General features: G+C 70.2%; 20 protein-coding genes. 16 read left to right on the forward strand and 4 right to left on the reverse strand.

The window, feature by feature from the left end; all coding sequences use genetic code 11:
* Positions 1 to 68 precede the first annotated feature (68 nt).
* Positions 69 to 770 carry a demethylmenaquinone methyltransferase gene (locus ABZ851_RS23640; protein WP_336049276.1) on the forward strand — a complete coding sequence of 234 codons (702 nt, stop codon included), beginning with the start codon at positions 69 to 71 and terminating at the stop codon, positions 768 to 770.
* Positions 771 to 884: 114 nt separating this feature from the next.
* On the opposite strand, the gene ABZ851_RS23645 is transcribed toward ABZ851_RS23640, so the two are convergent.
* Positions 885 to 1394 (reverse strand): GNAT family N-acetyltransferase, encoded by a 510-nt coding sequence (locus ABZ851_RS23645; protein WP_336049346.1) that lies wholly within the window; start codon positions 1392 to 1394, stop codon positions 885 to 887.
* Between the two features lie 78 nt (positions 1395 to 1472).
* On the opposite strand from ABZ851_RS23645, the gene ABZ851_RS23650 reads away from it, so the two are divergent.
* Entirely contained in the window at positions 1473 to 2837 is a 1365-nt protein-coding gene (locus tag ABZ851_RS23650; protein WP_107421131.1) for a geranylgeranyl reductase family protein, read from the forward strand.
* Positions 2838 to 3080: 243 nt separating this feature from the next.
* Here ABZ851_RS23650 and ABZ851_RS23655 read toward each other — a convergent pair whose 3' ends face one another.
* Positions 3081 to 3878, reverse strand: a complete 798-nt coding sequence (locus ABZ851_RS23655; RefSeq protein ID WP_361130945.1) for an NlpC/P60 family protein — start codon at positions 3876 to 3878, stop codon at positions 3081 to 3083.
* 725 nt (positions 3879 to 4603) lie between these two features.
* Here ABZ851_RS23655 and ABZ851_RS23660 point away from each other — a divergent pair.
* From ABZ851_RS23660 to nuoN, 14 genes are read left to right on the forward strand one after another with little or no spacing between them, the layout of a single operon-like run.
* The gene (locus ABZ851_RS23660) at positions 4604 to 4963 is read left to right on the forward strand and encodes an NADH-quinone oxidoreductase subunit A (RefSeq protein ID WP_336049279.1); all 360 of its coding nucleotides are present in this window, start codon (positions 4604 to 4606) and stop codon (positions 4961 to 4963) included.
* A 9-nt stretch (positions 4964 to 4972) separates the two neighbouring features.
* Entirely contained in the window at positions 4973 to 5527 is a 555-nt protein-coding gene (locus ABZ851_RS23665) for an NADH-quinone oxidoreductase subunit B family protein (RefSeq protein ID WP_336049280.1), read from the forward strand.
* On the forward strand, positions 5524 to 6291 hold the full coding sequence (locus ABZ851_RS23670; RefSeq protein WP_361130949.1) for an NADH-quinone oxidoreductase subunit C: 768 nt from the start codon (positions 5524 to 5526) through the stop codon (positions 6289 to 6291). The genes ABZ851_RS23665 and ABZ851_RS23670 overlap by 4 nt, the downstream gene beginning before the upstream one ends.
* Positions 6291 to 7667, forward strand: coding sequence for an NADH-quinone oxidoreductase subunit D (locus ABZ851_RS23675; RefSeq protein ID WP_361130952.1), 1377 nt, complete (start codon positions 6291 to 6293; stop codon positions 7665 to 7667). The genes ABZ851_RS23670 and ABZ851_RS23675 overlap by 1 nt, the downstream gene beginning before the upstream one ends.
* 35 nt (positions 7668 to 7702) lie before the next feature.
* A complete protein-coding gene (gene nuoE, locus ABZ851_RS23680; RefSeq protein WP_361131166.1) occupies positions 7703 to 8560 on the forward strand; it encodes an NADH-quinone oxidoreductase subunit NuoE in 858 nt (285 codons plus the stop codon).
* Entirely contained in the window at positions 8560 to 9942 is a 1383-nt protein-coding gene (nuoF, locus tag ABZ851_RS23685; protein ID WP_361130955.1) for an NADH-quinone oxidoreductase subunit NuoF, read from the forward strand. Before nuoE ends, nuoF begins: the two co-directional genes overlap by 1 nt.
* On the forward strand, positions 9939 to 12473 hold the full coding sequence (locus ABZ851_RS23690; RefSeq protein ID WP_361130958.1) for an NADH-quinone oxidoreductase subunit G: 2535 nt from the start codon (positions 9939 to 9941) through the stop codon (positions 12471 to 12473). The genes nuoF and ABZ851_RS23690 overlap by 4 nt, the downstream gene beginning before the upstream one ends.
* Complete coding sequence (gene nuoH / locus ABZ851_RS23695) at positions 12473 to 13855, forward strand: NADH-quinone oxidoreductase subunit NuoH (protein WP_361131169.1); 1383 nt, start codon at positions 12473 to 12475, stop codon at positions 13853 to 13855. Before ABZ851_RS23690 ends, nuoH begins: the two co-directional genes overlap by 1 nt.
* Positions 13848 to 14438 carry an NADH-quinone oxidoreductase subunit NuoI gene (nuoI, locus tag ABZ851_RS23700; RefSeq protein WP_361130961.1) on the forward strand — a complete coding sequence of 197 codons (591 nt, stop codon included), beginning with the start codon at positions 13848 to 13850 and terminating at the stop codon, positions 14436 to 14438. Before nuoH ends, nuoI begins: the two co-directional genes overlap by 8 nt.
* A complete protein-coding gene (locus ABZ851_RS23705; protein WP_361130964.1) occupies positions 14435 to 15304 on the forward strand; it encodes an NADH-quinone oxidoreductase subunit J in 870 nt (289 codons plus the stop codon). Before nuoI ends, ABZ851_RS23705 begins: the two co-directional genes overlap by 4 nt.
* On the forward strand, positions 15301 to 15600 hold the full coding sequence (gene nuoK / locus ABZ851_RS23710; RefSeq protein ID WP_018090964.1) for an NADH-quinone oxidoreductase subunit NuoK: 300 nt from the start codon (positions 15301 to 15303) through the stop codon (positions 15598 to 15600). The genes ABZ851_RS23705 and nuoK overlap by 4 nt, the downstream gene beginning before the upstream one ends.
* Positions 15601 to 15613: 13 nt before the next feature.
* Positions 15614 to 17497, forward strand: coding sequence for an NADH-quinone oxidoreductase subunit L (nuoL, locus tag ABZ851_RS23715; protein WP_361130967.1), 1884 nt, complete (start codon positions 15614 to 15616; stop codon positions 17495 to 17497).
* Positions 17498 to 17500: 3 nt separating this feature from the next.
* Entirely contained in the window at positions 17501 to 19159 is a 1659-nt protein-coding gene (locus tag ABZ851_RS23720; RefSeq protein WP_361130970.1) for an NADH-quinone oxidoreductase subunit M, read from the forward strand.
* Positions 19156 to 20808, forward strand: coding sequence for an NADH-quinone oxidoreductase subunit NuoN (gene nuoN, locus ABZ851_RS23725; protein WP_361130973.1), 1653 nt, complete (start codon positions 19156 to 19158; stop codon positions 20806 to 20808). Before ABZ851_RS23720 ends, nuoN begins: the two co-directional genes overlap by 4 nt.
* Positions 20809 to 20924: 116 nt before the next feature.
* Here the strand turns inward: nuoN and ABZ851_RS23730 are convergent, their stop codons facing one another.
* Both ABZ851_RS23730 and fahA read right to left on the reverse strand, forming a co-directional pair.
* The gene (locus ABZ851_RS23730; RefSeq protein WP_361130976.1) at positions 20925 to 21410 is read right to left on the reverse strand and encodes a hypothetical protein; all 486 of its coding nucleotides are present in this window, start codon (positions 21408 to 21410) and stop codon (positions 20925 to 20927) included.
* Positions 21411 to 21598: 188 nt separating this feature from the next.
* Entirely contained in the window at positions 21599 to 22801 is a 1203-nt protein-coding gene (fahA, locus tag ABZ851_RS23735; RefSeq protein ID WP_361130979.1) for a fumarylacetoacetase, read from the reverse strand.
* Between the last annotated feature and the right edge of the window lie 254 nt (positions 22802 to 23055).

Raw genomic sequence — 23055 nt, forward strand, 5'->3', positions numbered from 1 at the left:
ATGCCATGCCCGCCGCTCAGGCCGTGCCCGGTGCGGGGCCGGGCCCCGGCACGGTGGACAATGGCCGGGTGACCCGAGCATCCCTGGACAAGCAGCCGCACGAAGTCGCCGCGATGTTCGACGACGTGGCGGCACGGTACGACCTCACCAACGACGTGCTCTCCCTGGGGCAGGCGCGGCTGTGGCGCAAGGAGGTGGACCGTGCGGTGGCCGCCCGGCCCGCCGAGCGGGTGCTCGACCTCGCGGCCGGTACGGGCACCTCCTCACTGCCGTTCGCGCGCACCGGCGCGTACGTCGTGCCGTGCGACTTCTCCGTCGGCATGCTGGGGGAGGGCAAGAAGCGCCGTCCGTGGCTGCCGTTCACGGCCGGTGACGGCACCCGGCTGCCGTTCGCGGACGGGGTGTTCGACGCCGTCACCATCTCCTTCGGGCTGCGCAACATCCAGGACACCGACGCCGCGCTGGCCGAGCTGTACCGGGTCACCAAGCCCGGCGGCCGGGTCGTGATCTGCGAGTTCAGCGAGCCGACCTGGGCGCCGTTCCGGACCGTCTACACCGAGTACCTGATGCGTGCACTGCCGCCGGTCGCCCGCGCGGTCAGCAGCAACCCGGACGCCTATGTCTATCTCGCCGAGTCCATCCGCACCTGGCCCAACCAGCCCGAACTCGCCGCCCGGCTGCAGGGCGTGGGCTGGACCGAGGTGGCCTGGCGCAATCTGACCGGCGGCATCGTGGCGCTGCACCGGGGACGGAAGCCGGCCGGGAGCTGACGGCGAGGGCTGACGATCAGGAGCTGACGGCCGGGAATTGACGGCGGGGGCTGATGGCCGGAGCTGACGGCGGCCGCCGGCCCCGCCGCCCGCCTTCGGCCCCCCGCCGACCGCTCACACCTCCAGCCGGTGGCAGTACGCCGTCCGCTTCCCCTCGGGCTTGATCACCATCTCCGCCTGCCGCATCCCCAGCCGTCGGGTCACCGCGATCGACCGCTCGTTACGTGCATCGATCACGGAGACCACACGGGGGACGCCGGCCGCGCGGACGGCCTCCAGCGCCGCCTGCGCCGCTGCCGTGGCGTAGCCCTTGCCCCAGGAGGCGCGGCCCAGCCGCCAGCCGATCTCGATCTCGCCCGCCGGGCCCCAGTCCCACGGCCACGGCTGGGCGCCGGTGAAGCCGAGGACCGCACCGTCCGCCGGGTCCACCAGCGTGTACAGGCAGAATCCGCGCTCCGCGTGGTGCCGGCGCTGGCGCGCGGTGAGTTCCTCGTAGACGGAGAGCTCGGCCGGTGCGCCGCCGTGGAACTCCATGACCTCCGGGTCGTTGAAGACCCGGTGCCAGTTCAGCGCGTCCTCCTCGGTGGGCACGCGCAGTTCGACGGCGGGAACCGGCCGCTTCACGGGCGGGGTGTTCACAGGCTTCACGGCACAACCCTTCAGGTTCTGATCACCACGGCCCCCATAGACTGCACGAGCGCGGTGCCGGTCGGCACCCAGAATTCCCTTTACCGACTTCCGGGAGACAGCACCGTGACCGAATCCGCGTCCGTGACCGATTCCGTGACCAGCGCCCGCTCGGAGCACAGCGCGGATGTGATCGTCGTCGGTGCCGGGCCCGCCGGCTCGGCGACCGCCTACCACCTCGCCAAGTCAGGTCTGGACGTGCTCCTTCTGGAGAAGACCGCGTTCCCGCGCGAGAAGGTCTGCGGCGACGGGCTGACCCCGCGCGCCACCAAGCAGCTGGTCGCGATGGGGATCGACATCTCCGAGGAAGCGGGCTGGCTGCGCAACAAGGGCCTGCGGATCATCGGCGGCGGCTCCCGCCTCCAGCTCGACTGGCCGGAGCTGGCCTCGTACCCCGACTACGGGCTGGTCCGTAAGCGCGACGACTTCGACGAGCAGCTGGCGCGGCAGGCGCAGAAGGCCGGCGCGCGGCTGTACGAGCGCTGCAACGTGGGGGCGCCGATCGTCCACGAGCTGACCGGCCACATCACCGGTGTGCACGCCAAGCTCGGGGAGGAGAAGACCCCGGTCACCTTCCACGCCCCGCTCGTGGTCGCCGCCGACGGCAACTCCACCCGGCTCTCGCTGGCCATGGGGCTGCACCGGCGGGAGGACCGCCCCATGGGCGTGGCCGTGCGGACGTACTTCACCTCGCCCCGGCACGACGACGACTACCTGGAGTCCTGGCTGGAGCTGTGGGACCGCCGCGGCGCCGAGGACCGGCTGCTGCCCGGCTACGGCTGGATCTTCGGCATGGGCGACGGGACCAGCAACGTCGGCCTCGGCATCCTCAACTCCAGCTCCGCCTTCAAGGAGCTGGACTGGCGCGAGATCCTCAAGGCGTGGTGCGCCTCGATGCCCGCCGACTGGGGCTACACGCCGGAGAACATGACCGGCCCGATCCGCGGCGCCGCGCTCCCCATGGCCTTCAACCGCCAGCCGCACTACACCAAGGGCCTGCTGCTGGTCGGCGACGCGGGCGGCCTGGTCAATCCGTTCAACGGCGAGGGCATCGCCTACGCCATGGAGTCCGGCGCGATCGCCGCCGAGGTCATCGTGCAGGCGCACGCCCGCGCCACGTACGCGCAGCGCGAACTGGCCCTGCAGCGCTACCCGAAGATCCTCAAGGACACCTACGGCGGCTACTACTCGCTGGGCCGCGCCTTCGTGAAGCTCATCGGCAACCCCAAGGTCATGAAGATCGCCACCCAGCGCGGTCTGACCCACCCGCTGCTGATGCGCTTCACCCTCAAGATGCTCGCCAACCTCACCGACCCCACGGGCGGCGACGCGATGGACCGCATCATCAACGGCCTGAGCAAGGTCGCGCCGAAGGCCTGACCCCCAGGGCGTCAGGCTTCACCCCAGGGCGTCCTCAGACATCACGGGGCTCCGGCGCCGGGCGGGAGCCCCGGTGCCGGCCCCGGCCCGGGACGACGCCGCGGCCGGTGGGGACGCACGCGGCGGCACGCGACGCACGCGCACACGAGGCACAGGGCGCACGCGACGCACGCGCGCCAAAGGGCCGTCCCTCCCGAGCGGCGAGAGGGACGGCCCTCATGGGGCACTGAGCGTGCGGTGGTCCTAGAGGACGCGCACCGCGCCGGTCGGCATGTCGTAGTCGAGCGGGCGCTCGACGATGCCGGTGCTGGAGTTCTGGGCGCCGATGAACTTGCCGTCGCCGACGTAGACGCCGACGTGGTAGGCGCTGCCCGCGCTGCCCCAGTACAGGATGTCGCCGACCTGGAGGTTGTCCAGGCCGACCTGCTTGCCGGCGGTGGACTGGTCCTGGGAGACCCGCGGCAGGTCGATGCCGATCTGGTTGAACGCGGCCTGGGTCAGGCCGGAGCAGTCGTACGACGAGGGGCCGCTGGAGCCCAGCACGTAGGCCTTGCCGAGCTGCGCCTTCAGGAAGGAGACCAGCGTGGCCGTGCTGCCGGTGGCGCTGGACGTGGGGGCGGACAGCGTCGAACGCTCGGAGGAGCGCGAGGCACGGGCCTGCGCGGCCTCCTTGGCCTTACGGGCTTCCTCGGCCTTCTTCTTCGCCTCGGCCTTGGCCTTCTTCACGGCCTCGGCCTTGTCCTTCTCGGCGGCCTTGGCGGCCTTGGAGAAGGCACTGTCCTGGAGAGCCTGGCGCTCGTAGTTGAACGCGACCTGCTCGGCGGTGTCGGCGCTCCTGGCGGCGCTGGTGGCCAGCGCCGTCGTGATCGTCGGCATCTCCTGGGTTTCGGAGACGGGCTTTTCCGCGGCGTTGGCCGGCACGGTGGCGCCGGTCACCGCAAGGGTGAGGAAGCCACCGGTCACGCCCGCGCGCAGCGCCCGCGAGGACGCGGAAGGACGGCGGGGCTTCCGGTGGCTGGGTATGAGTGCGTTCGGGGACATGGCAATAACGGCTATCAGGAGCCGCAGGTTGCTGCCAAGAAAGGTGCAGTGCGCCACACTTGACGTGTACGCGGCGAATAAAACGGACTTTTGGTCGCCCGGAGAGCCGGCGACGGGATGTCCGAATTTCGCGATCATGTTCCTACGCATGGCATTTGCTGCTCGATGCGGGGGCGGCGGGCGCCTATCACTTCCTCATCCGCCACGCCAAGGCTTCCCGGGCGTCAAGGACTTAGTGCTGGAAATAGCGTGGGATAGGTCACTCTTGAGTGTCCGTTATGTTCCCGTGACCTGACGTCGGCCGGGCGTTCGTGAACCGATGCACGTACCGATGATCACGGTCAGGTCACGAGCGGATCACGCCTGCGGGCCGCCCGCGTATAGCAGTTGGCCGCGTCCGGCGCCAATTTGCCTGTAGCGGCATCCACTTGATAGTGGCAACCCCGCCCTGACCAGCGGTAACCCATGCGAATGTCACCTCTCGTGATCACTCGCGCGCTTCACGTATGAAGATCACCGCTCATCCGACTTCATGATCCTTCGCCGGGTGGTGGAGATCACAAAGGCGTTCGTCACTCCCGTGTCGCAGATCACAGACCAGCGGGCATAAGATGCTGGCGGTTCGGGCTTGTGAACTGCCTCACATGTGCACGATCTCCATGGGGCGGCCGGAGGGCCCGAGCGGACCGCCATCCAGTCATCGTCGACTGAAGGGAGCGAGGACGGTGAACGCTTACGCGCCCATCCTCGTACTGGGAGCCCTCGGGGCAGGCTTTGCGATCTTCTCCGTCGTGATGGCCACCCTCGTCGGGCCCAGGCGCTACAACCGGGCCAAGCTCGAGGCGTACGAGTGCGGAATCGAGCCGACGCCATATCCGTCCGGTGGCGGTCGCTTCCCGATCAAGTACTACCTGACGGCGATGCTCTTCATCGTCTTCGACATCGAGATCGTCTTCCTCTACCCCTGGGCAGTCACCTTCGACGCCCTGGGGCTGTTCGGGCTCGTCGAGATGCTCCTCTTCGCGCTCACCGTCTTCGTCGCCTACGCCTATGTCTGGCGTCGCGGCGGCCTGGAATGGGACTAGGGGGCACACATGGGACTGGAAGAGAAGCTGCCCAGCGGCTTTCTGCTGACCACCGTCGAACAGGCCGCGGGCTGGGTGCGCAAATCATCGGTCTTCCCCGCGACCTTCGGGCTGGCCTGCTGCGCCATCGAGATGATGACGACCGGCGCCGGGCGCTACGACCTGGCCCGCTTCGGCATGGAGGTCTTCCGCGGCTCCCCGCGGCAGGCGGATCTGATGATCGTGGCCGGCCGGGTGAGCCAGAAGATGGCTCCCGTGCTGCGGCAGGTCTACGACCAGATGCCGAACCCGAAGTGGGTGATCTCCATGGGGGTTTGCGCATCGTCGGGCGGAATGTTCAACAACTACGCGATCGTGCAGGGCGTCGACCACATCGTTCCCGTCGACATCTATCTGCCGGGCTGCCCGCCGCGTCCCGAGATGCTGATGGACGCCATCCTCAAGCTGCATCAGAAGATCCAGAGCACCAAGCTCGGGGTCAATCAGCAGCAGGCCGCCCGCGAGGCGGAGGAGGCGGCGCTCAAGGCACTCCCGCTGATCGAGATGAAGGGGCTGCTGCGATGAGCGAGCAGAAGAACCCCGGCGAGCCGAACGGCGAGAACGGCACGGACGACGCCGTCCCCGCGCAGCGCGACGACACCGGCGAGGCGATCGCCACCCGCCGCGGGATGTTCGGCGCCGACAACGGCGGCGACACCAGCGGCTACGGCGGGCTGGTCCGGACCGTCCGGCTGCCCGGCGCGAGCACCCGGCCGTACGGCGGGCCCCGCGGCGACGCGGAAGGCTACGGCGAGTTCGACGAGATCGCCGACGAGCTGGAGGGCGCCCTCGACGAACAGGGCCTGGTCCCCGAGAACGTCATCGAGAAGACGGTCGTGGACCGCGCCGAGCTGACCTTCCACATCGAGCGCAGCCACCTGCCGGCGGTCGCCAGGATCCTGCGCGACGATCCGGCGCTGCGCTTCGAGCTGTGCACGGGCGTGAGCGGAGTGCACTTCCCCGGCGACACCGGCCGCGAGCTGCACGCCGTCTACCACCTGCGCTCGATCACCCACAACCGGCTGATCCGGCTGGAGGTCTGTGCCCCGGACGCCGATCCGCACGTGCCCTCGCTGGTGGAGGTCTATCCGACCAACGACTGGCACGAGCGCGAGACCTACGACTTCTTCGGAATCGTTTTCGACGGCCATCCGGCGCTGACCCGGATCATGATGCCCGACGACTGGCAGGGCTTCCCGCAGCGCAAGGACTACCCCCTCGGGGGCATTCCCGTCGAGTACAAGGGCGCCAAGATCCCGGCTCCCGACCAGCGGAGGTCGTACAGCTGATGACTACTGCACCGCACTCCCACTCCCCGAACGGCCACCGCACCTCCAGCGACTTCGACACGACGGAGTCCCTGGCCCGGGAGACCACCGAGGGCACCGTCTACAACGTCTCCGGTGGCGACTGGGACGAGATCGCGGCCGCCGCCGTGAAGTCCGACGACGAGCGGATCATCGTCAACATGGGGCCGCAGCACCCCTCCACCCACGGCGTGCTCCGACTGATCCTGGAGATCGACGGCGAGACCGTCACCGAGGCCCGCTGCGGCATCGGCTATCTGCACACCGGCATCGAGAAGAACCTCGAATTCCGGACCTGGACGCAGGGCACCACCTTCGTCACGCGCATGGATTACCTCACCCCCTTCTTCAACGAGACGGCCTACTGCCTCGCCGTGGAGAGGCTGCTGGGGATCACCGACCAGGTCCCCGACCGGGCCTCCGTCCTCCGCGTGCTGCTGATGGAGCTCAACCGGATGTCCTCCCACCTCGTGGCGATCGCCACCGGCGGGATGGAGCTGGGCGCCACCACGATCATGATCTACGGCTTCCGCGACCGTGAACTCATCCTCGACCTCTACGAGCTGATCACCGGCCTGCGGATGAACCACGCCTACATCCGGCCCGGCGGCCTCGCCCAGGACCTGCCGCCGGGCGCGGTCGACCGGGTGCGCGAGTTCGTGAAGACGATGCGCAAGAACATCGGCGAGTACGACAAGCTCGCCACCGGCAACCCGGTCTTCAAGGGCCGGATGGAAGGCATCGGCTACCTCGACCTGGCCGGCTGCATGGCCACCGGCGCCACCGGGCCCATCGTGCGCTCCGCCGGACTGCCGCACGACCTGCGCAAGACCCAGCCGTACTGCGGGTACGAGACCTACGACTTCGAGGTGCCGACCGCCGACACCTGCGACGCGTACGGCCGGTTCCTGGTCCGGCTGGAGGAGATGCGCCAGTCGCTGCGGATCGTCGAGCAGTGCCTGGACCGGCTGGAGCCCGGCCCGGTGATGGTCGCGGACAAGAAGATCGCCTGGCCCGCCCAGCTGGCCCTCGGGCCGGACGGCCTGGGCAACTCCCTCGACCACATCAAGAAGATCATGGGTACCTCGATGGAGGCCCTGATCCACCACTTCAAGCTGGTGACCGAGGGCTTCCGGGTCCCGCCGGGGCAGGCGTACGCGGCCGTCGAGTCGCCCAAGGGCGAGCTGGGCGTGCATGCGGTCAGCGACGGCGGCACCCGCCCCTACCGGGTGCACTTCCGCGACCCGTCCTTCACCAATCTCCAGGCCATGGCGGCGATGTGCGAAGGCGGCCAGGTCGCCGACGTCATCGTCGCCGTCGCGTCCATCGACCCCGTGATGGGAGGCGTCGACCGGTGAGCGCCGCTGAGGCAAACCATGACGTGCAGCTGGGGATGCCCGCACTCCCCGCCCCCGACTACCCGGTGGACGTACGGGCCCGGCTGGAGGCGGACGCCAAGGAGGTGATCGCCCGCTACCCCGGCGCGCGCTCGGCGCTGCTGCCGCTGCTGCACCTCGTCCAGGCCGAGGAAGGGCATGTCACCCGCACCGGTATCCGCTTCTGCGCCGAGATGCTCGACCTCACCACCGCCGAGGTCACCGCGGTCTCGACCTTCTACTCCATGTACCGCCGCAAGGCGGGCGGTGACTTTCAGGTCGGGGTCTGCACCAACACGCTGTGCGCGGTGATGGGCGGCGACGCCATCTTCGAGGACCTGAAGGAGTACCTGGGCGTCGGGAACGGCGAGACCACCGAGGACGGCGCCGTCACCCTCGAACACATCGAGTGCAACGCGGCCTGCGACTTCGCCCCGGTCGTGATGGTCAACTGGGAGTTCTTCGACAACCAGACCCCGCAGTCCGCCCGGCAGCTCGTCGACGACCTGCGGGCCGGCCGGAGCGTGGAGCCCACCCGCGGCGCGCCGCTGTGCACCTTCAAGGACACCGCCCGGATGCTCGCCGGCTTCCCGGACGAGCGGCCGGGCGCCGTCGAGGCCACCGGCGGAGCGGGCCCCGCCTCGCTGATCGGGCTGCGGCTCGCCAAGGGCGAGGCCGCCCCCGGCCGCGGCACCGACCACGTCATCGCGCCGCGCACCGCCGAGACCACCGACGCGACCGGCGGCGAACCCCCGTCCGGCCACCCCGCCGAGGAGCCGCCCGCCGGGCACCCCAGCTCCCATGACGCGCCGCAGCAAACGTCGGCGTCCGATGACCAGCACCCTGCCGGACCCGCAGCAGAGGAGGGGGAGTGATGACAGTGGCAGCCGCACACGGGGGTGCCTCCCGGCCGGAGGCCGGCGGGGAGACCAACCCCGAGAAGCTTCTGACGCCCGTCCTGTCCGCCTTCTGGGACCAGCCCCAGCCCTGGACGCTGGAGACCTACCGCCGGCACGAGGGCTACGAGGGCCTGCGCAAGGCGCTCGCGATGCCCCCGGACGACGTCATCGCGTACATCAAGGACTCCGGGCTGCGCGGCCGCGGCGGCGCGGGCTTCCCGACCGGGATGAAGTGGCAGTTCATCCCGCAGGGCGACGGCAAACCGCACTACCTCGTCGTCAACGCCGACGAGTCGGAGCCCGGGACCTGCAAGGACATCCCGCTGCTCTTCGCGAACCCGCACTCCCTCATCGAGGGGATCGTGATCGCCTGCCACGCGATCCGCTCGAACCATGCCTTCATCTACCTGCGCGGCGAGGTCGTGCCCGTCCTGCGGCGGCTGCACGAAGCGGTGCGCGAGGCCTATGCGGCGGGCTTCCTCGGCAGGAACATCCTCGGCTCGGGCCTCGACCTGGACGTGATCGTGCACGCGGGCGCCGGCGCGTACATCTGCGGTGAGGAGACCGCGCTGCTGGACTCGCTGGAGGGCCGTCGCGGACAGCCCCGGCTGCGTCCCCCCTTCCCCGCGGTGGCGGGCCTGTACGCCTGCCCCACCGTGGTGAACAACGTCGAGTCCATCGCCTCGGTTCCCGCGATCATGAACCGGGGCAAGGACTGGTTCCGGTCCATGGGCAGCGAGAAGTCCCCCGGTTTCACGCTCTACTCGCTCAGCGGCCATGTCGCCCGCCCCGGCCAGTACGAGGCCCCCTTGGGCGTCACCCTGCGCCAGCTGCTGGACATGAGCGGCGGCATGCGCCGCGGCCACCGGCTGAAGTTCTGGACGCCGGGCGGCTCCTCGACGCCGATGTTCACCGACGAACACCTCGATGTCCCTCTGGACTACGAGGGCGTCGGGGCGGCCGGCTCGATGCTCGGCACCAAGGCGCTGCAGTGCTTCGACGAGACCACCTGTGTGGTGCGGGCGGTCACCCGCTGGACCGAGTTCTACGCACACGAGTCCTGCGGCAAGTGCACGCCCTGCCGCGAAGGGACCTACTGGCTGGTGCAGTTGCTGCGCGACATCGAGGCCGGCCAGGGCCGGATGGACGACCTCGACAAGCTGAACGACATCGCCGACAACATCAACGGCAAGTCCTTCTGCGCCCTCGGCGACGGCGCCGCCTCGCCGATCTTCTCCTCGCTGCAGTACTTCCGCGAGGAGTACGAGCAGCACATCACCGGCAAGGGCTGCCCCTTCGACCCGGCCAAGTCGACCCTGTGGGCCGACAACGACGCTCACCTGGGGGTGAACGCATGACCGTCACCACAAGTGCTCCCTCGGGAGGCGGCGAGGCGGCGATCCCGCCGGAAGACCTCGTCACCCTGACGATCGACGGCATCGAGATCTCCGTCCCCAAGGGGACGCTGGTCATCCGCGCCGCCGAACTCCTCGGCATCGAGATCCCGCGGTTCTGCGACCACCCGCTGCTGGACCCGGCGGGCGCCTGCCGGCAGTGCATCGTCGAGGTCGAGGGCCAGCGCAAACCGATGGCCTCCTGCACCATCACCTGCACCGATGGCATGGTCGTCAAGTCGCAGCTCACCTCGCCGGTGGCCGAGAAGGCCCAGCGCGGCGTGATGGAGCTGCTGCTGATCAACCACCCGCTGGACTGCCCGGTCTGCGACAAGGGCGGCGAGTGCCCGCTGCAGAACCAGGCGATGCAGGTCGGTGACCCGGAGTCGCGCTTCGAGGGCAAGAAGCGCACCTTCGCCAAGCCGGTGCCGATCTCCACCCAGGTGCTGCTGGACCGCGAGCGGTGCGTGCTGTGCGCGCGCTGCACCCGCTTCAGCAACCAGATCGCCGGCGACCCGATGATCGAGCTGGTCGAGCGCGGCGCCCTCCAGCAGGTCGGCACCGGGGAGGGCGACCCCTTCCAGTCGTACTTCTCCGGCAACACCATCCAGATCTGCCCGGTCGGCGCGCTCACCTCCGCCGCGTACCGCTTCCGCTCCCGCCCGTTCGACCTGGTCTCCTCGCCGTCGGTGTGCGAGCACTGCGCGGGCGGCTGCGCGACGCGTACGGACCACCGGCGCGGCAAGGTCATGCGGCGGCTGGCGGCGAACGATCCCGAGGTCAACGAGGAGTGGATCTGCGACAAGGGGCGGTTCGCCTTCCGCTACGCGCAGCAGCGCGACCGGCTGGAGCAGCCCCTCGTACGCAACCCGGAGTCCGGTGAACTGGAGCCGGTGAGCTGGCCCGAGGCCCTGGAGGCGGCGGCCCGCGGGCTGTCCGCCGCCAAGGGCCGCACCGGGGTGCTGACCGGCGGCCGGCTGACGGTGGAGGACGCCTACGCCTACGCCAAGTTCGCCCGGATCGCGCTGGACACCAACGACATCGACTTCCGGGCGCGGGTGCACAGCGCGGAGGAGGCCGAGTTCCTGGCGTCCCAAGTCGCCGGGCGTGGCCGGGATCTCGGGGGCACCTCCCGGACGGAGCCCGGGGGAGGCGGCGGCGTCACCTACACCGCGCTGGAGCAGGCGCCGGCCGTCCTGCTGGCCGGAATCGAGGCCGAGGAGGAGGCGCCCGGTGTCTTCCTGCGGCTGCGCAAGGCGCACCGCAGGAGCGGCCAGCGCACCTTCGGGCTGGCCGGGTACGCCTCCCGCGGGCTGATCAAGGCGGGCGGCACGCTGCTGCCGGCCGCGCCCGGCACCGAGACCGAATGGCTGGACGCGCTCGCGGGCGGCGTCGGCCTGGACGGCGAGGGGCAGGCGGCGGCCGAGGCGCTGCGGGCCGACGGCGCGGTGATCGTCGTCGGCGAACGGCTGGCGGGCGTCCCCGGCGCCCTGACCTCCGCCGTCCGTGCCGCCCTGGCCACCGGCGCCCAGCTGGTGTGGATCCCCCGGCGGGCGGGCGAACGCGGCGCCGTCGAGGCGGGCGCCCTGCCCGGTCTGCTGCCCGGTGGGCGGCCGGCCACCGACCCGCGGGCCCGTGACGAGGTCGCGGCCGTCTGGGGCGTGGCCGCGCTGCCGCACCGGCACGGCCGGGACACCGGCCAGATCATCGAGGCCGCGGCGACCGGCGAGCTCGGCGCCCTGCTGGTGGCGGGCGTCGAGGTCGCCGACCTGCCGGACCCGGCCCGTGCGCTGACCGCCCTGGACGAGGTCGGCTTCCTGGTCAGCCTGGAGCTGCGGCCCTCGCAGGTCACCGACCGGGCGGATGTGGTCCTCCCGGTGGCGGCCGTGGTCGAGAAGGCCGGCACCTTCCTCAACTGGGAAGGCCGGGCGCGGCTGTTCGAGGCCGCCCTCAAACCGGACCAGATGACCCGCCGGCATCTGCTGCCCGATGCCCGGGTGCTGCACATGCTCGCCGACGCCCTCGACGTCCATCTGGCGCTGCCCGACATCCGCGCGGCGCGCCGCGAACTGGACCGGCTCGGCGGCTGGGACGGCCCCCGCGCGGACGAGCCCCGGGAGAGCGGACGCCCGCTGCCCCGCCCCGAGCCCGGCGAGGCGGTCCTCGCCGGACACCGGCTCCTGCTGGACCAGGGGCTGCTCCAGGAGGGCGACGAGGCGCTGGCCGGCACCCGGCACGCCGCCGTTGCCCGGCTGTCGCGGATCACCGCGCAGGAGACCGGCGTCAAGGACGGTGACCTGCTGGCGGTGAGCGGACCGGCCGGCGCGGTCCACCTGCCGCTCCACGTCACGCCGATGCCCGACCGGGTGGTGTGGCTGCCGCTCAACTCGACGGGCGGTGGCGTCGCCGCCGACACCGGGGCGCAACCCGGTGACCTGGTGAAGATCTCCGCCGCCCCGGGCACCCCGGAGCCGGCCGAGGAGGTGGACGCATGATGCAGCTCGGTCAACTCGCCGCCACCGGTGGTGCGCTGGCACAGGAAGACCTGTCGATGTTCGGCCGCGACCCGTGGTGGCTGGTCGTCATCAAGGCGGTCTTCTGCTTCGCGTTCCTGATGCTGACGGTGCTGTTCTCGATCGTCTGGGAACGCAAGGTGGTCGCCTGGATGCAGCTGCGCATCGGCCCCAACCGGCACGGCCCCTGGGGGATGCTGCAGTCCCTCGCCGACGGCATCAAGCTGATGCTGAAGGAGGACCTGGTCGTCAAGCGGGCCGACAAGGTGGTCTACGTCCTCGCGCCCATCGTGGCGGCCATCCCGGCCTTCATGGCGATCGCGGTGATCCCCTTCGGCCCGGCCGGCAACGAGATCTCCATCTTCGGCGTCCGCACCCCGATGCAGCTCACCGACCTGCCGATCGGCATCCTCTACATCCTGGCCACGGCCTCGGTCGGCATCTACGGCATCGTGCTGGCCGGCTGGTCGTCCGGCTCGACCTACCCGCTGCTCGGCGGGCTTCGCTCGTGCGCGCAGATGATCTCGTACGAGATCGCGATGGGGATGTCGTTCGCGGCGGTGTTCCTCTACTCCGGGTCGATGTCGACGTCGACCATCGTGGAGTCGCAGCAGAACAGGTGGTACGTCCTGCTGCTGCCGGTGTCCTTCATCATCTACATCGTCGCGATGGTGGGCGAGACCAACCGGGCGCCGTTCGACATGCCGGAGTCCGAGGGTGACCTCGTCGGCGGCTTCAACACCGAGTACTCGTCCATCAAGTTCGCGATGTTCATGCTCGCCGAGTACATCAACATGGTCACCGTCTCGGCGGTCGCGATCACGCTCTTCCTGGGCGGCTGGAAGGCCCCCTGGCCGATCTCCACGTTCTGGGCGGGCGCGAACCACGGCTGGTGGCCGCTGCTCTGGTTCACGATCAAGGTGCAGCTGCTGCTGTTCTTCTTCATCTGGCTGCGCGGCACCCTTCCCCGGGTGCGCTACGACCAGTTCATGAAGCTGGGCTGGAAGGTCCTCATCCCGGTCTCGCTGGTCTGGCTGATGCTGGTCGCCACCGTCCGGGCGCTGAAGAACGAGGGCTACGACTTCTCGCAGATCGTGCTCTATGTCGCCGGCGGCGCCGTCCTGCTGCTGCTGATCTCCCTCCTCGTGGACTTCTTCCGGCGCGCCGAGAAGGAGGAGACGGACGGCGACGGGGCCTTCGACCCGATGGCCGGCGGCTTCCCCGTGCCGCCGCTGCCCGGACAGAGCCTGCCACCGGTGCCGCGACGCCGGCCGCGCCGTGAGCGCGAGCTGATTGTCAGTGGCGGGGTGGACACTGTCAGTGACGGAAATGGAAACGACGGAAAGGGGGGCGACGGTGCCTGAGTTCCAGAACCCCGTGGCCGGCTTCGGCGTGACCTTCAAGGCCATGTTCAAGAAGCGGCTGACCGAGCAGTACCCGGAGGAGAAGAAGCCGACGGCGCCGCGTTTCCACGGCCGCCACCAGCTCAACCGCCATCCCGACGGGCTGGAGAAGTGCATCGGCTGCGAGCTGTGCGCCTGGGCCTGCCCGGCGGACGCGATCTACGTCGAGGGCGCGGACAACACCCCCGAGGAGCGCTACTCCCCGGGCGAGCGCTACGGCCGCGTCTACCAGATCAACTACCTGCGCTGCATCCTGTGCGGCCTGTGCGTGGAGGCCTGTCCGACCCGCGCGCTGACCATGACCAACGAGTACGAACTCGCCGACCGGTCCCGCGAATCGCTCATCTACACCAAGGAGGAACTGCTGGCGGGCCTGTCGGAGACGATGGTCGACTCGCCGCACGCGATCTACCCCGGCATGACGGAGAAGGACTACTACCAGGGCCTGGTGACCGAGGCCGCTCCGGGGACCGTCCGTCAGGTCGCGGTCTCCAAGGGCGAGAAGGCCGACGGGAACGCCCGGGAGAAGGGGGCGAACGCATGACCGCACTCGCCGCCGCGGCCTCCATGACCTCCACCGGAGAGGCCGTGCAGTTCTGGATCCTGGGCATCGTCGCCGTGAGCGGCGCGCTGTGCACGATCCTGATGAAGCGCGCCGTGCACAGCGCCCTCTCGCTCGCCGGGACCATGATCGTCCTGGCGGTCTTCTACCTCGCCAACGGCGCGTACTTCCTCGGCGTCGTCCAGATCGTCGTCTATACGGGCGCGATCATGATGCTGTTCCTGTTCGTCGTGATGCTGGTCGGTGTCACCGCGGCGGACTCCCTCAAGGAGACGCTGAAGGGGCAGCGCTGGCTCGCCGCCGGACTGGGCATCGGCTTCGGCATCCTGCTGATCGCCGGGATCGGCAACGCCTCGCTCAAGGAGTTCGACGGCCTGGGCGAGGCCAACGCCGGCGGCAATGTGCAGGGCCTGGCCGCGCTCATCTTCACCAAGTACGTCTTCGCCTTCGAAATCACCGGCGCGCTGCTGATCACGGCGGCCGTCGGCGCGATGGTGCTCACCCACCGGGAGCGTACGGAGCGCGCCAGGACGCAACGCGAGCAGTCCGAGGCGCGGGTCCGCGAGGGGAAGCAGGTGCCGCCGCTGCCCGCCCCCGGCGTCTACGCCCGGCACAACGCCGTCGACATCCCGGGCCTGCTGCCCGACGGCACCACGTCCGAGCTGAGCGTCAGCCCGACGCTGCGGGAGCGCGGCCAGATCCGCGATGTCTCCGGTGAATCGCTCGCCGAGCTGAAGGCGCTGGAGGAGCGCTCCGAGAACTGGCTGGGCCGGGGTTCCGAGGAGCCCCGGCCCTCGTCGTCCGGCGGCGTGGCGCCGAAGGAGCACAAGGAGGGGGCCAAGAAATGAACCCGGTCTACTACCTCTATCTCGCCGCCCTGTTGTTCACCATCGGTGCGGCCGGGGTGCTGATCAGGCGGAACGCCATCGTGGTGTTCATGTGCATCGAGCTGATGCTCAACGCCTGCAATCTCGCCTTCGTCACCTTCTCGCGGATGCACGGGAATCTGGACGGCCAGATCATCGCCTTCTTCACGATGGTCGTCGCCGCGGCCGAGGTCGTGGTCGGCCTGGCGATCATCGTGTCGATCTTCCGCACCCGTCATACGGCCTCGGTCGACGACGCCAGCCTGATGAAGCTGTAAGGGGTCGCACAAAGTGGAGAACTTGATCGCGCTGCTTGTCGCGGCACCGCTGGTCGGTGCGGCCCTGCTGCTGTGCGGCGGCACCCGGCTGGACCGCACCGGTCACCTCATCGGCACGCTGTTCTCGGTGGCGTCGTTCGCCCTCGGGGTGGTGCTCTTCGCCGACATGCTCGGCAAGGGCGCCGAGCACCGTGCCCTGCACCAGCACCTGTTCACCTGGATTCCGGTCGGCGGCTTCCGGGCCGATATCGCCTTCCAGCTCGACCAGCTGTCGATGACCTTCGTCCTGCTGATCACCGGTGTCGGATCGCTGATCCACATCTACTCGATCGGCTATATGGAGCACGACGAGCGGCGTCGCCGCTTCTTCGGCTACCTCAACCTCTTCCTCGCGGCGATGCTGCTGCTCGTCCTCGCCGACAACTACCTCCTGCTGTACGTCGGCTGGGAGGGCGTCGGCCTCGCCTCGTACCTCCTGATCGGTTTCTGGCAGCACAAGCCGAGCGCGGCCACCGCCGCCAAGAAGGCGTTCCTGGTCAACCGGGTCGGCGACATGGGCCTGTCCATCGCGATCATGCTGATGTTCACGACGTTCGGGACCTTCGCCTTCGGCCCGGTGCTCGCCGCCACCGGTGACACGTCCGAGGGCAAGCTGACCGCCCTCGGGCTGATGCTGCTGCTGGCCGCCTGCGGCAAGTCGGCGCAGGTGCCGCTGCAGTCCTGGCTCGGTGACGCGATGGAGGGCCCGACCCCGGTCTCGGCCCTGATCCACGCCGCGACCATGGTCACCGCCGGGGTGTATCTGATCACCCGCTCCGGGGCGATCTTCAACGCCGCGCCGACCGCCCAGCTGGCGGTCGTCGTGGTCGGTGCGGTCACCCTCCTCTTCGGTGCGATCGTCGGTTGCGCCAAGGACGACATCAAGAAGGCGCTGGCCGGCTCGACGATGTCGCAGATCGGCTACATGATCCTGGCCGCCGGCCTCGGCCCGGTCGGCTACGCCTTCGCGATCATGCACCTGGTCACCCACGGCTTCTTCAAGGCGGGCCTCTTCCTCGGCGCCGGCTCCGTGATGCACGGCATGAACGACGAGGTGGACATGCGCCGTTACGGCGGGCTGCGGAAGTACCTGCCGGTCACCTTCGTCACCTTCGGCCTCGGCTATCTGGCGATCATCGGCTTCCCCGGGCTGTCCGGCTTCTTCTCCAAGGACAAGATCATCGAGGCGGCGTTCGCCAAGGGCGGCACCGAGGGCTGGATCCTCGGCGGCGCGGCCCTGCTGGGCGCGGCGATCACCGCGTTCTACATGACCCGGGTGATGCTGATGACGTTCTTCGGCGAGAAGCGCTGGAACCCCGACGAGGTGCATCCGCACGAGTCGCCGAAGGTCATGACGGTCCCGATGATCGTGCTGGCCCTCGGATCGGTCTTCGCGGGCGGGCTGTTCAGCGTCAACGAGGCCTTTGTGAAGTGGCTGGAGCCGGTCACCTCGTTCGCACACGGCCACTCCCCGGTCAGTGCGACCACCGTCACCGCCTCGACGATCGTGGTGCTGCTCATCGGTGTCGGCATCGCCTGGCTGATGTACGGCCGCAAGCCCGTTCCGGCGCTCGCCCCGCGCGGCTCGCTGCTGACCCGGGCGGCCCGCCGCGATCTGCTCCAGGACGACTTCAACCACGTCGTGTTCGTGCGCGGTGGGGAAGAGCTCACCGGCACGCTCGTCCAGCTCGACCGCTCCCTCGTGGACGGCGCGGTCAACGGCACGGCGGCCTCGATGGGCGGACTCTCCGGCCTGCTGCGCCGGTTGCAGACCGGATTCGTCCGTTCGTACGCGGTCCAGATGCTGGGCGGGGCCGCCGTTCTCGTCGCCGCGACCCTGCTGATGAGGGGTGTCTGAGCCATGTCATTTCCCCTGCTGACGGCGGTGGCCGTGGTGCCGGCGGCCGGTGCGATCGCCACCGCCGCGCTGCCCGCCGCCAAGCGCACCGCGGCCAAATGGCTCGCGCTGCTGTTCTCGCTGGCCACCTTCGCGCTGGCGCTGGTGGTCGCGTTCCGCTTCGATCCCGGCGCCAAGGGCCCCTTCCAGCTCACCGAATCGCACGCCTGGATCAGCGACTTCGGCGTCCGCTACGAACTCGGTGTGGACGGCATCGCGGTCGCCCTGATCGCGCTGACCACCCTGCTGATCCCGTTCGTCATCCTGGCCGGCTGGCATGACGCCGACCCCCTGGAAGAGGCCACGCCCAACCGGCGCTGGCGGCCCACCCAGGGCTTCTTCGCGCTGATCCTGGCCGTCGAGGCGATGGTGGTCCTCTCCTTCGAGGCCACCGACGTCTTCCTCTTCTACCTCTTCTTCGAAGCCATGCTGATCCCGATGTACTTCCTCATCGGCGGCTTCGGGGACCGGGCGGGCGGGGACGGCGAGGAACAGGACGCCGGCCGGCGGTCGTCGGCCGCGGTGAAGTTCCTGCTCTACAACCTCGCCGGCGGACTGATCATGCTGGCCGCGGTGATCGGGCTGTACGCCGTCACCGCCGACCAGCTCGGCACCGGCACGTTCTCGCTGCAGCAGATCGTCGAGGCGCGGGCGGCCGGCAAGCTGGACATCGCAGCCGGCACCGAACGGCTGCTCTTCCTCGGCTTCTTCTTCGCCTTCGCGGTGAAGGCGCCGCTGTGGCCGCTGCACACCTGGCTGCCCGGCGCCATGGGCGAGTCGACCTCGCCGGTCGCGGTGCTGATCACCGCGGTCGTCGACAAGGTCGGCACCTTCGCGATGCTCCGCTTCTGCCTCCAGCTCTTCCCCGGGGCCAGCAGCTGGGCCACCCCGGTCATCCTCGTCCTCGCGCTGATCAGTGTGCTGTACGGCGCGCTGCTGGCGGTCGCCCAGCGGGACATCAAGCGGCTGATCGCCTACGCCTCGATCTCCCACTTCGGGTTCATCATCATGGGCATCTTCGCGATGACGTCCCAGGGCCAGAGCGGCGCGACGCTCTACATGGTCAACCACGGCATCTCGACCGCCGCGCTGATGCTGGTGGCCGGCTTCCTGATCAGCCGCCGCGGCTCGCGCCTGATCGCGGACTTCGGCGGCGTCCAGAAGGTCGCCCCGGTCCTCGCCGGCACCTTCCTCATCGGCGGCCTGGCCACCCTGTCACTGCCCGGCCTGGCACCGTTCGTCAGCGAATTCCTGGTCCTGGTCGGCACCTTCAGCCGCTATCCGGTGATCGGCATCATCGCCACCCTCGGCATCGTCCTCGCCGCGCTGTACGTCCTCGTCCTCTACCAGCGGACGATGACCGGGCCGGTGAAGGAGGACGTACGGAGCATGCCGGACCTGCGGGTGCGGGAGCTGGTGGTGGTGGCGCCGCTGATCGCGCTGCTGCTCTTCCTCGGGGTGTACCCCAAGCCGCTCACCGACCTCGTCAATCCGGCGGTCGGCCACACCCTGTCCGTCGTGGACAAGAAGGACCCCAAGCCCCCTGTGCGGGTGGACGCCGTGCCCGGTGGAGACCGGGCCGGCCATACCGTGCGCCCTCAAGACGTGGAGGCCGCGAAGTGAGTTCCGTGGCAAGTGTCCACAGCCTGTGGACAGCGGCGTCCGGTGCGCCGGGCAAGATCCCGGCGCCGCACATCGAGTACGCCCAGCTGTCGCCGACGCTGATCGTCCTCGGCGCGGCGGTGGCCGGCGTCCTCATCGAGGGGTTCGTGCCGCGCCGTCACCGCTACTCCTCCCAACTGCTGCTGACCGTGGTGGCGCTGGCCGCCGCGTTCGCCGCGGTGATCGGCCTGGCGGCCGGCGGCTTCGGCTCGTCCAAGGCGCACCTCGCGGCCATGGGCGCCCTCGCCGTCGACGGCCCGGCGCTGTTCCTGCAGGGCACGATCCTGCTGGTGTCCCTGATCGCGGTCTTCACCTTCGCCGAGCGGCGGCTCGACCCGGCGGCGCACGGAAAGCGGGTGGACTCCTTCGCCGCCCAGGCCGCTGCCGTTCCCGGCGGCGCCGCCGAACAGGCCGCGGTGAAGGCCGGGTTCACCACCACCGAGGTCTTCCCGATCCTGCTCTTCGCGGTCGGCGGGATGCTGGTCTTCCCGGCGGCCAACGACCTGCTGACGCTCTTCATCGCGCTGGAGGTCTTCTCCCTCCCGCTGTACATCCTGTGCGCGCTGGCCCGCCGCCAGCGGCTGCTGTCACAGGAGTCCGCGGTGAAGTACTTCCTCCTCGGCGCCTTCTCGTCGGCCTTCCTGCTGTTCGGCGTGGCCCTGCTGTACGGCTATGCGGGCACGGTCACCTACGCCGGGATCGCCGAGGTCGTCTCGGACGGCGCCAAGCAGATCGATCCGGCGCTGGCCGGCACGATGGGCAATGACGTGCTGCTCCTGATCGGTGCGGCGCTGGTGCTGATGGGGCTGCTGTTCAAGGTCGGCGCGGTCCCCTTCCACATGTGGACCCCGGACGTCTACCAGGGCGCCCCGACCCCCGTCACCGGCTTCATGGCGGCCGCCACCAAGGTCGCCGCGTTCGGTGCGCTGCTGCGGCTGCTGTACGTCGCCCTGCCGGGCCTGCGCTGGGACTGGCAGCCGGTGATGTGGGGCGTCGCGATCCTCACCATGCTGGGCGGGGCGATCGTCGCCATCACCCAGACCGACATCAAGCGGCTGCTGGCCTACTCCTCCATCGCCCACGCCGGCTTCATCCTCGCGGGTGTCATCGCCACCAGCAAGGACGGCATCTCCTCGGTGCTCTTCTACCTCGGCGCCTACTCCTTCGTGACGCTCGGCGCCTTCGCCGTGGTCACCCTGGTGCGGGACGCGGGCGGCGAGGCCACCGCGCTGTCCAAGTGGGCCGGGCTCGGCCGGCGTTCGCCGCTGGTGGCCGCGGTCTTCGCGGTCTTCCTGCTGGCCTTCGCCGGCATCCCGCTGACCTCCGGTTTCGCCGGGAAGTTCGCGGTGTTCAAGGCGGCGGCGCAGAGCGGCGCGGGCTGGCTGGTGGTCGTCGGTGTGATCTCGTCGGCCATCGCGGCGTTCTTCTACATCCGCGTGATCGTGCTGATGTTCTTCAACGAGCCCAAGGCGGACGGCCCGACCGTCGCGGTGCCCAGCCCGCTGACGAGCACGGCCATCGCCGTCGGCGTCACGGCCACGCTGGTGCTCGGCCTGGCGCCGCAGTACTTCCTCGACCTGGCCGGCCAGGCCGGGGTCTTCGTGCGCTGAGATCCGGCGGCGCGCCACGACAGCGGCCGCCGCCCGGAGCCCTCGGGGGGTTCCGGGCGGCGGCCGTGCGTCGTACGGCGCACGGTCCGTCGTGCGAGGGGCCGTCCGGTGGGCGGTCAGCCCTTGGGCATACCGCTCGGCAGCTGCGGCATGTCGGGGACCTTCACGCTGCCGTCGCTGGACTTGGTGTACTTCTCGGTGGGCCCGTTCTTCCAGTCGACGGTCAGGGTCTTGCCGTCGGCAGCGGGCTTGAGGGTGCCCATGGTGCGGGTGGTGTCCTTGTCGGTGCACTTGACCGCGGCCATGGTCATCCCGGCCATCTCCTGGACCTTGCCCAGGCAGGCGGCCTTGTGCCCGTTGCTGAAGGCGACGGTGCCCTTGCTGATCACCAGGATCAGCGGGCTGCTCTTCGTGCCGGCCTTCCAGGCACCCTCGACCGAGCCCGCGCCCCCGGACTTGTCGGCGCCGCCCGGAGTCGACGGCGCGGCCTGCGGCGTCTTGCTCGGCTTGCTGTCGCTGCCGTTGTCGCCGCTGCTTCCGCAACCGCTGAGCAGCATCGCGGCGATGGCTGCCGCCCCGGCGATCTGCGCTGCCTTGCGCACGTACGTCTCCTCCGTTGTGGGTCAGGGACCCGTGAGGCTAGCAGCGCTCCGCGACGGGCCCCGGACCGCGGCAACGCCGGTACGGACTTGGTGTGGGGCTGTGACGTAGGGCGGCATGTGCCGCCGGCCGCGGACCGGGGCGAGGGCGAGCAGCAGCAGCTCCTCCGGGAGGGTGAGCGGTGGCTCGGTCATTCCGCGGGCAGGATGCGGCCGGTGACCTCGCCCAGGCCGATCCGGGCGCCGTCGGGGCCGGGCGCCCAGGCAGTGAGGGTGACCTCGTCGCCATCCTGGAGGTAGGGGCCCTTGCCCTGGGTGAGCTCCAGCAGGCAGCCGAGCTGGTCGGGGTCGGGCCCGGAGACGGTGCCGGAGGCGAACAGGTCGCCGGTGCGCAGCGAGGCGCCGTTGACGGTCATATGGGCGAGCTGCTGGGCGGCCGTCCAGTACATGGTGGAGAACGGCGGCCGGGAGACGGTCTCGCCGTTGATGCGCACCTCGATGCGGATGTCGATGCCGCCCGGCTCCGCGTCCGCGTCGTCGAGGTAGGGCAGCAGCGGCACGTCACGGGCGGGCGGCGGCGTCCGGGCCTCGTCGAGGGCGTCGAGCGGGGTGATCCAGGCGGAGACGGAGGTGGCGAAGGACTTGCCCAGGAAGGGGCCGAGCGGCACGTACTCCCAGGCCTGGATGTCGCGCGCGGACCAGTCGTTGAGCAGGCAGACGCCGAAGACGTGGTCGCGGAAGGCTTCCTGCGGGACGGGCTCGTGCAGCGTGGAGGACGTCCCCACGACGAAGCCGACCTCGGCCTCGATGTCGAGGCGGAGGGAGGGGCCGAAGGCGGGCGCCTCGTCCGTGGGGGCCTTGCGCTGGCCGTGCGGCCGGACGACCGGGGTGCCGCTGACGACGACGGTGCCCGCCCGGCCGTGGTAACCGATCGGCAGGTGCTTCCAGTTGGGGGTCAGCGCCGCGGCGTCCGGGCGGAAGATCCGGCCGACGTTGGTGGCGTGGTGCTCGCTGGCGTAGAAGTCGACGTAGTCGGCGACCTCGAAGGGGAGGTGCAGCGTGACCTCGGCGAGCGGATGGAACAGCGGTGCCACTTCGTCGCGGTGCGCCGGGTCGGTCACGGCGCTGTGGACGGCCGCCCGGATCTGCTGCCAGACGGGGCGGCCTGCCGCCAGCAGCGGGTTGAGGGTCGGGGCCGCGAGCAGTTCGGCGTGCGGGTGGATGGCGGCGGGCAGGGCGCTCGGCAGTGCGCTCAGATCGAGGACCCGGTCGCCGTAGCGGACGCCGAGGCGCCGCTGACCGGGCGCGTCGGCGGTGCTGAACACACCGTAGGGCAGGTTGTGCGGGCCGAAGGGATCGCCTTCCGCCAGGTCGAACGGGCTCTGCTCGGGCATGGACAGCTCCTCGCGTTCGTCGTCGCCGGTGGGCGGGCCGGCCGGGCCTGGTGGCCCGTCGGCCGGCGGTGCCGACGATCAGCGTACGGCCGGGCGGCGACCGGCGGGGCGGTCATGGGGCGCGTGGGCGCGGAGGCGTACGGATTTGGACGGCGGGCGCGCTGCCTGATGCGCCCCCAAGCATCGGCAATGTCCGGAAAAGCCTTGCTGCACCGCGCAATTCGGGCCTAGCTTCCTTTCCTGGCGCGGGCCGG

Origin of the sequence: Streptomyces sp. NPDC047049, assembly GCF_040643995.1 — a bacterium.
In the GTDB taxonomy this organism is placed as follows: domain Bacteria; phylum Actinomycetota; class Actinomycetes; order Streptomycetales; family Streptomycetaceae; genus Streptomyces; species Streptomyces mooreae.

Coding starts and splice junctions, on each gene's coding strand:
- ABZ851_RS23675 (WP_361130952.1), top strand. CDS start 6,291: ATGACTACTGCACCGCACTCCCACTCCCCGAACGGCCACCGCACCTCC.
- ABZ851_RS23665 (WP_336049280.1), top strand. CDS start 4,973: ATGGGACTGGAAGAGAAGCTGCCCAGCGGCTTTCTGCTGACCACCGTC.
- nuoE (WP_361131166.1), top strand. CDS start 7,703: ATGCCCGCACTCCCCGCCCCCGACTACCCGGTGGACGTACGGGCCCGG.
- nuoF (WP_361130955.1), top strand. CDS start 8,560: ATGACAGTGGCAGCCGCACACGGGGGTGCCTCCCGGCCGGAGGCCGGC.
- ABZ851_RS23705 (WP_361130964.1), top strand. CDS start 14,435: ATGACCGCACTCGCCGCCGCGGCCTCCATGACCTCCACCGGAGAGGCC.
- nuoH (WP_361131169.1), top strand. CDS start 12,473: ATGCAGCTCGGTCAACTCGCCGCCACCGGTGGTGCGCTGGCACAGGAA.
- ABZ851_RS23655 (WP_361130945.1), bottom strand. CDS start 3,878: ATGTCCCCGAACGCACTCATACCCAGCCACCGGAAGCCCCGCCGTCCT.
- fahA (WP_361130979.1), bottom strand. CDS start 22,801: ATGCCCGAGCAGAGCCCGTTCGACCTGGCGGAAGGCGATCCCTTCGGC.
- nuoK (WP_018090964.1), top strand. CDS start 15,301: ATGAACCCGGTCTACTACCTCTATCTCGCCGCCCTGTTGTTCACCATC.
- ABZ851_RS23670 (WP_361130949.1), top strand. CDS start 5,524: ATGAGCGAGCAGAAGAACCCCGGCGAGCCGAACGGCGAGAACGGCACG.
- ABZ851_RS23690 (WP_361130958.1), top strand. CDS start 9,939: ATGACCGTCACCACAAGTGCTCCCTCGGGAGGCGGCGAGGCGGCGATC.
- ABZ851_RS23720 (WP_361130970.1), top strand. CDS start 17,501: ATGTCATTTCCCCTGCTGACGGCGGTGGCCGTGGTGCCGGCGGCCGGT.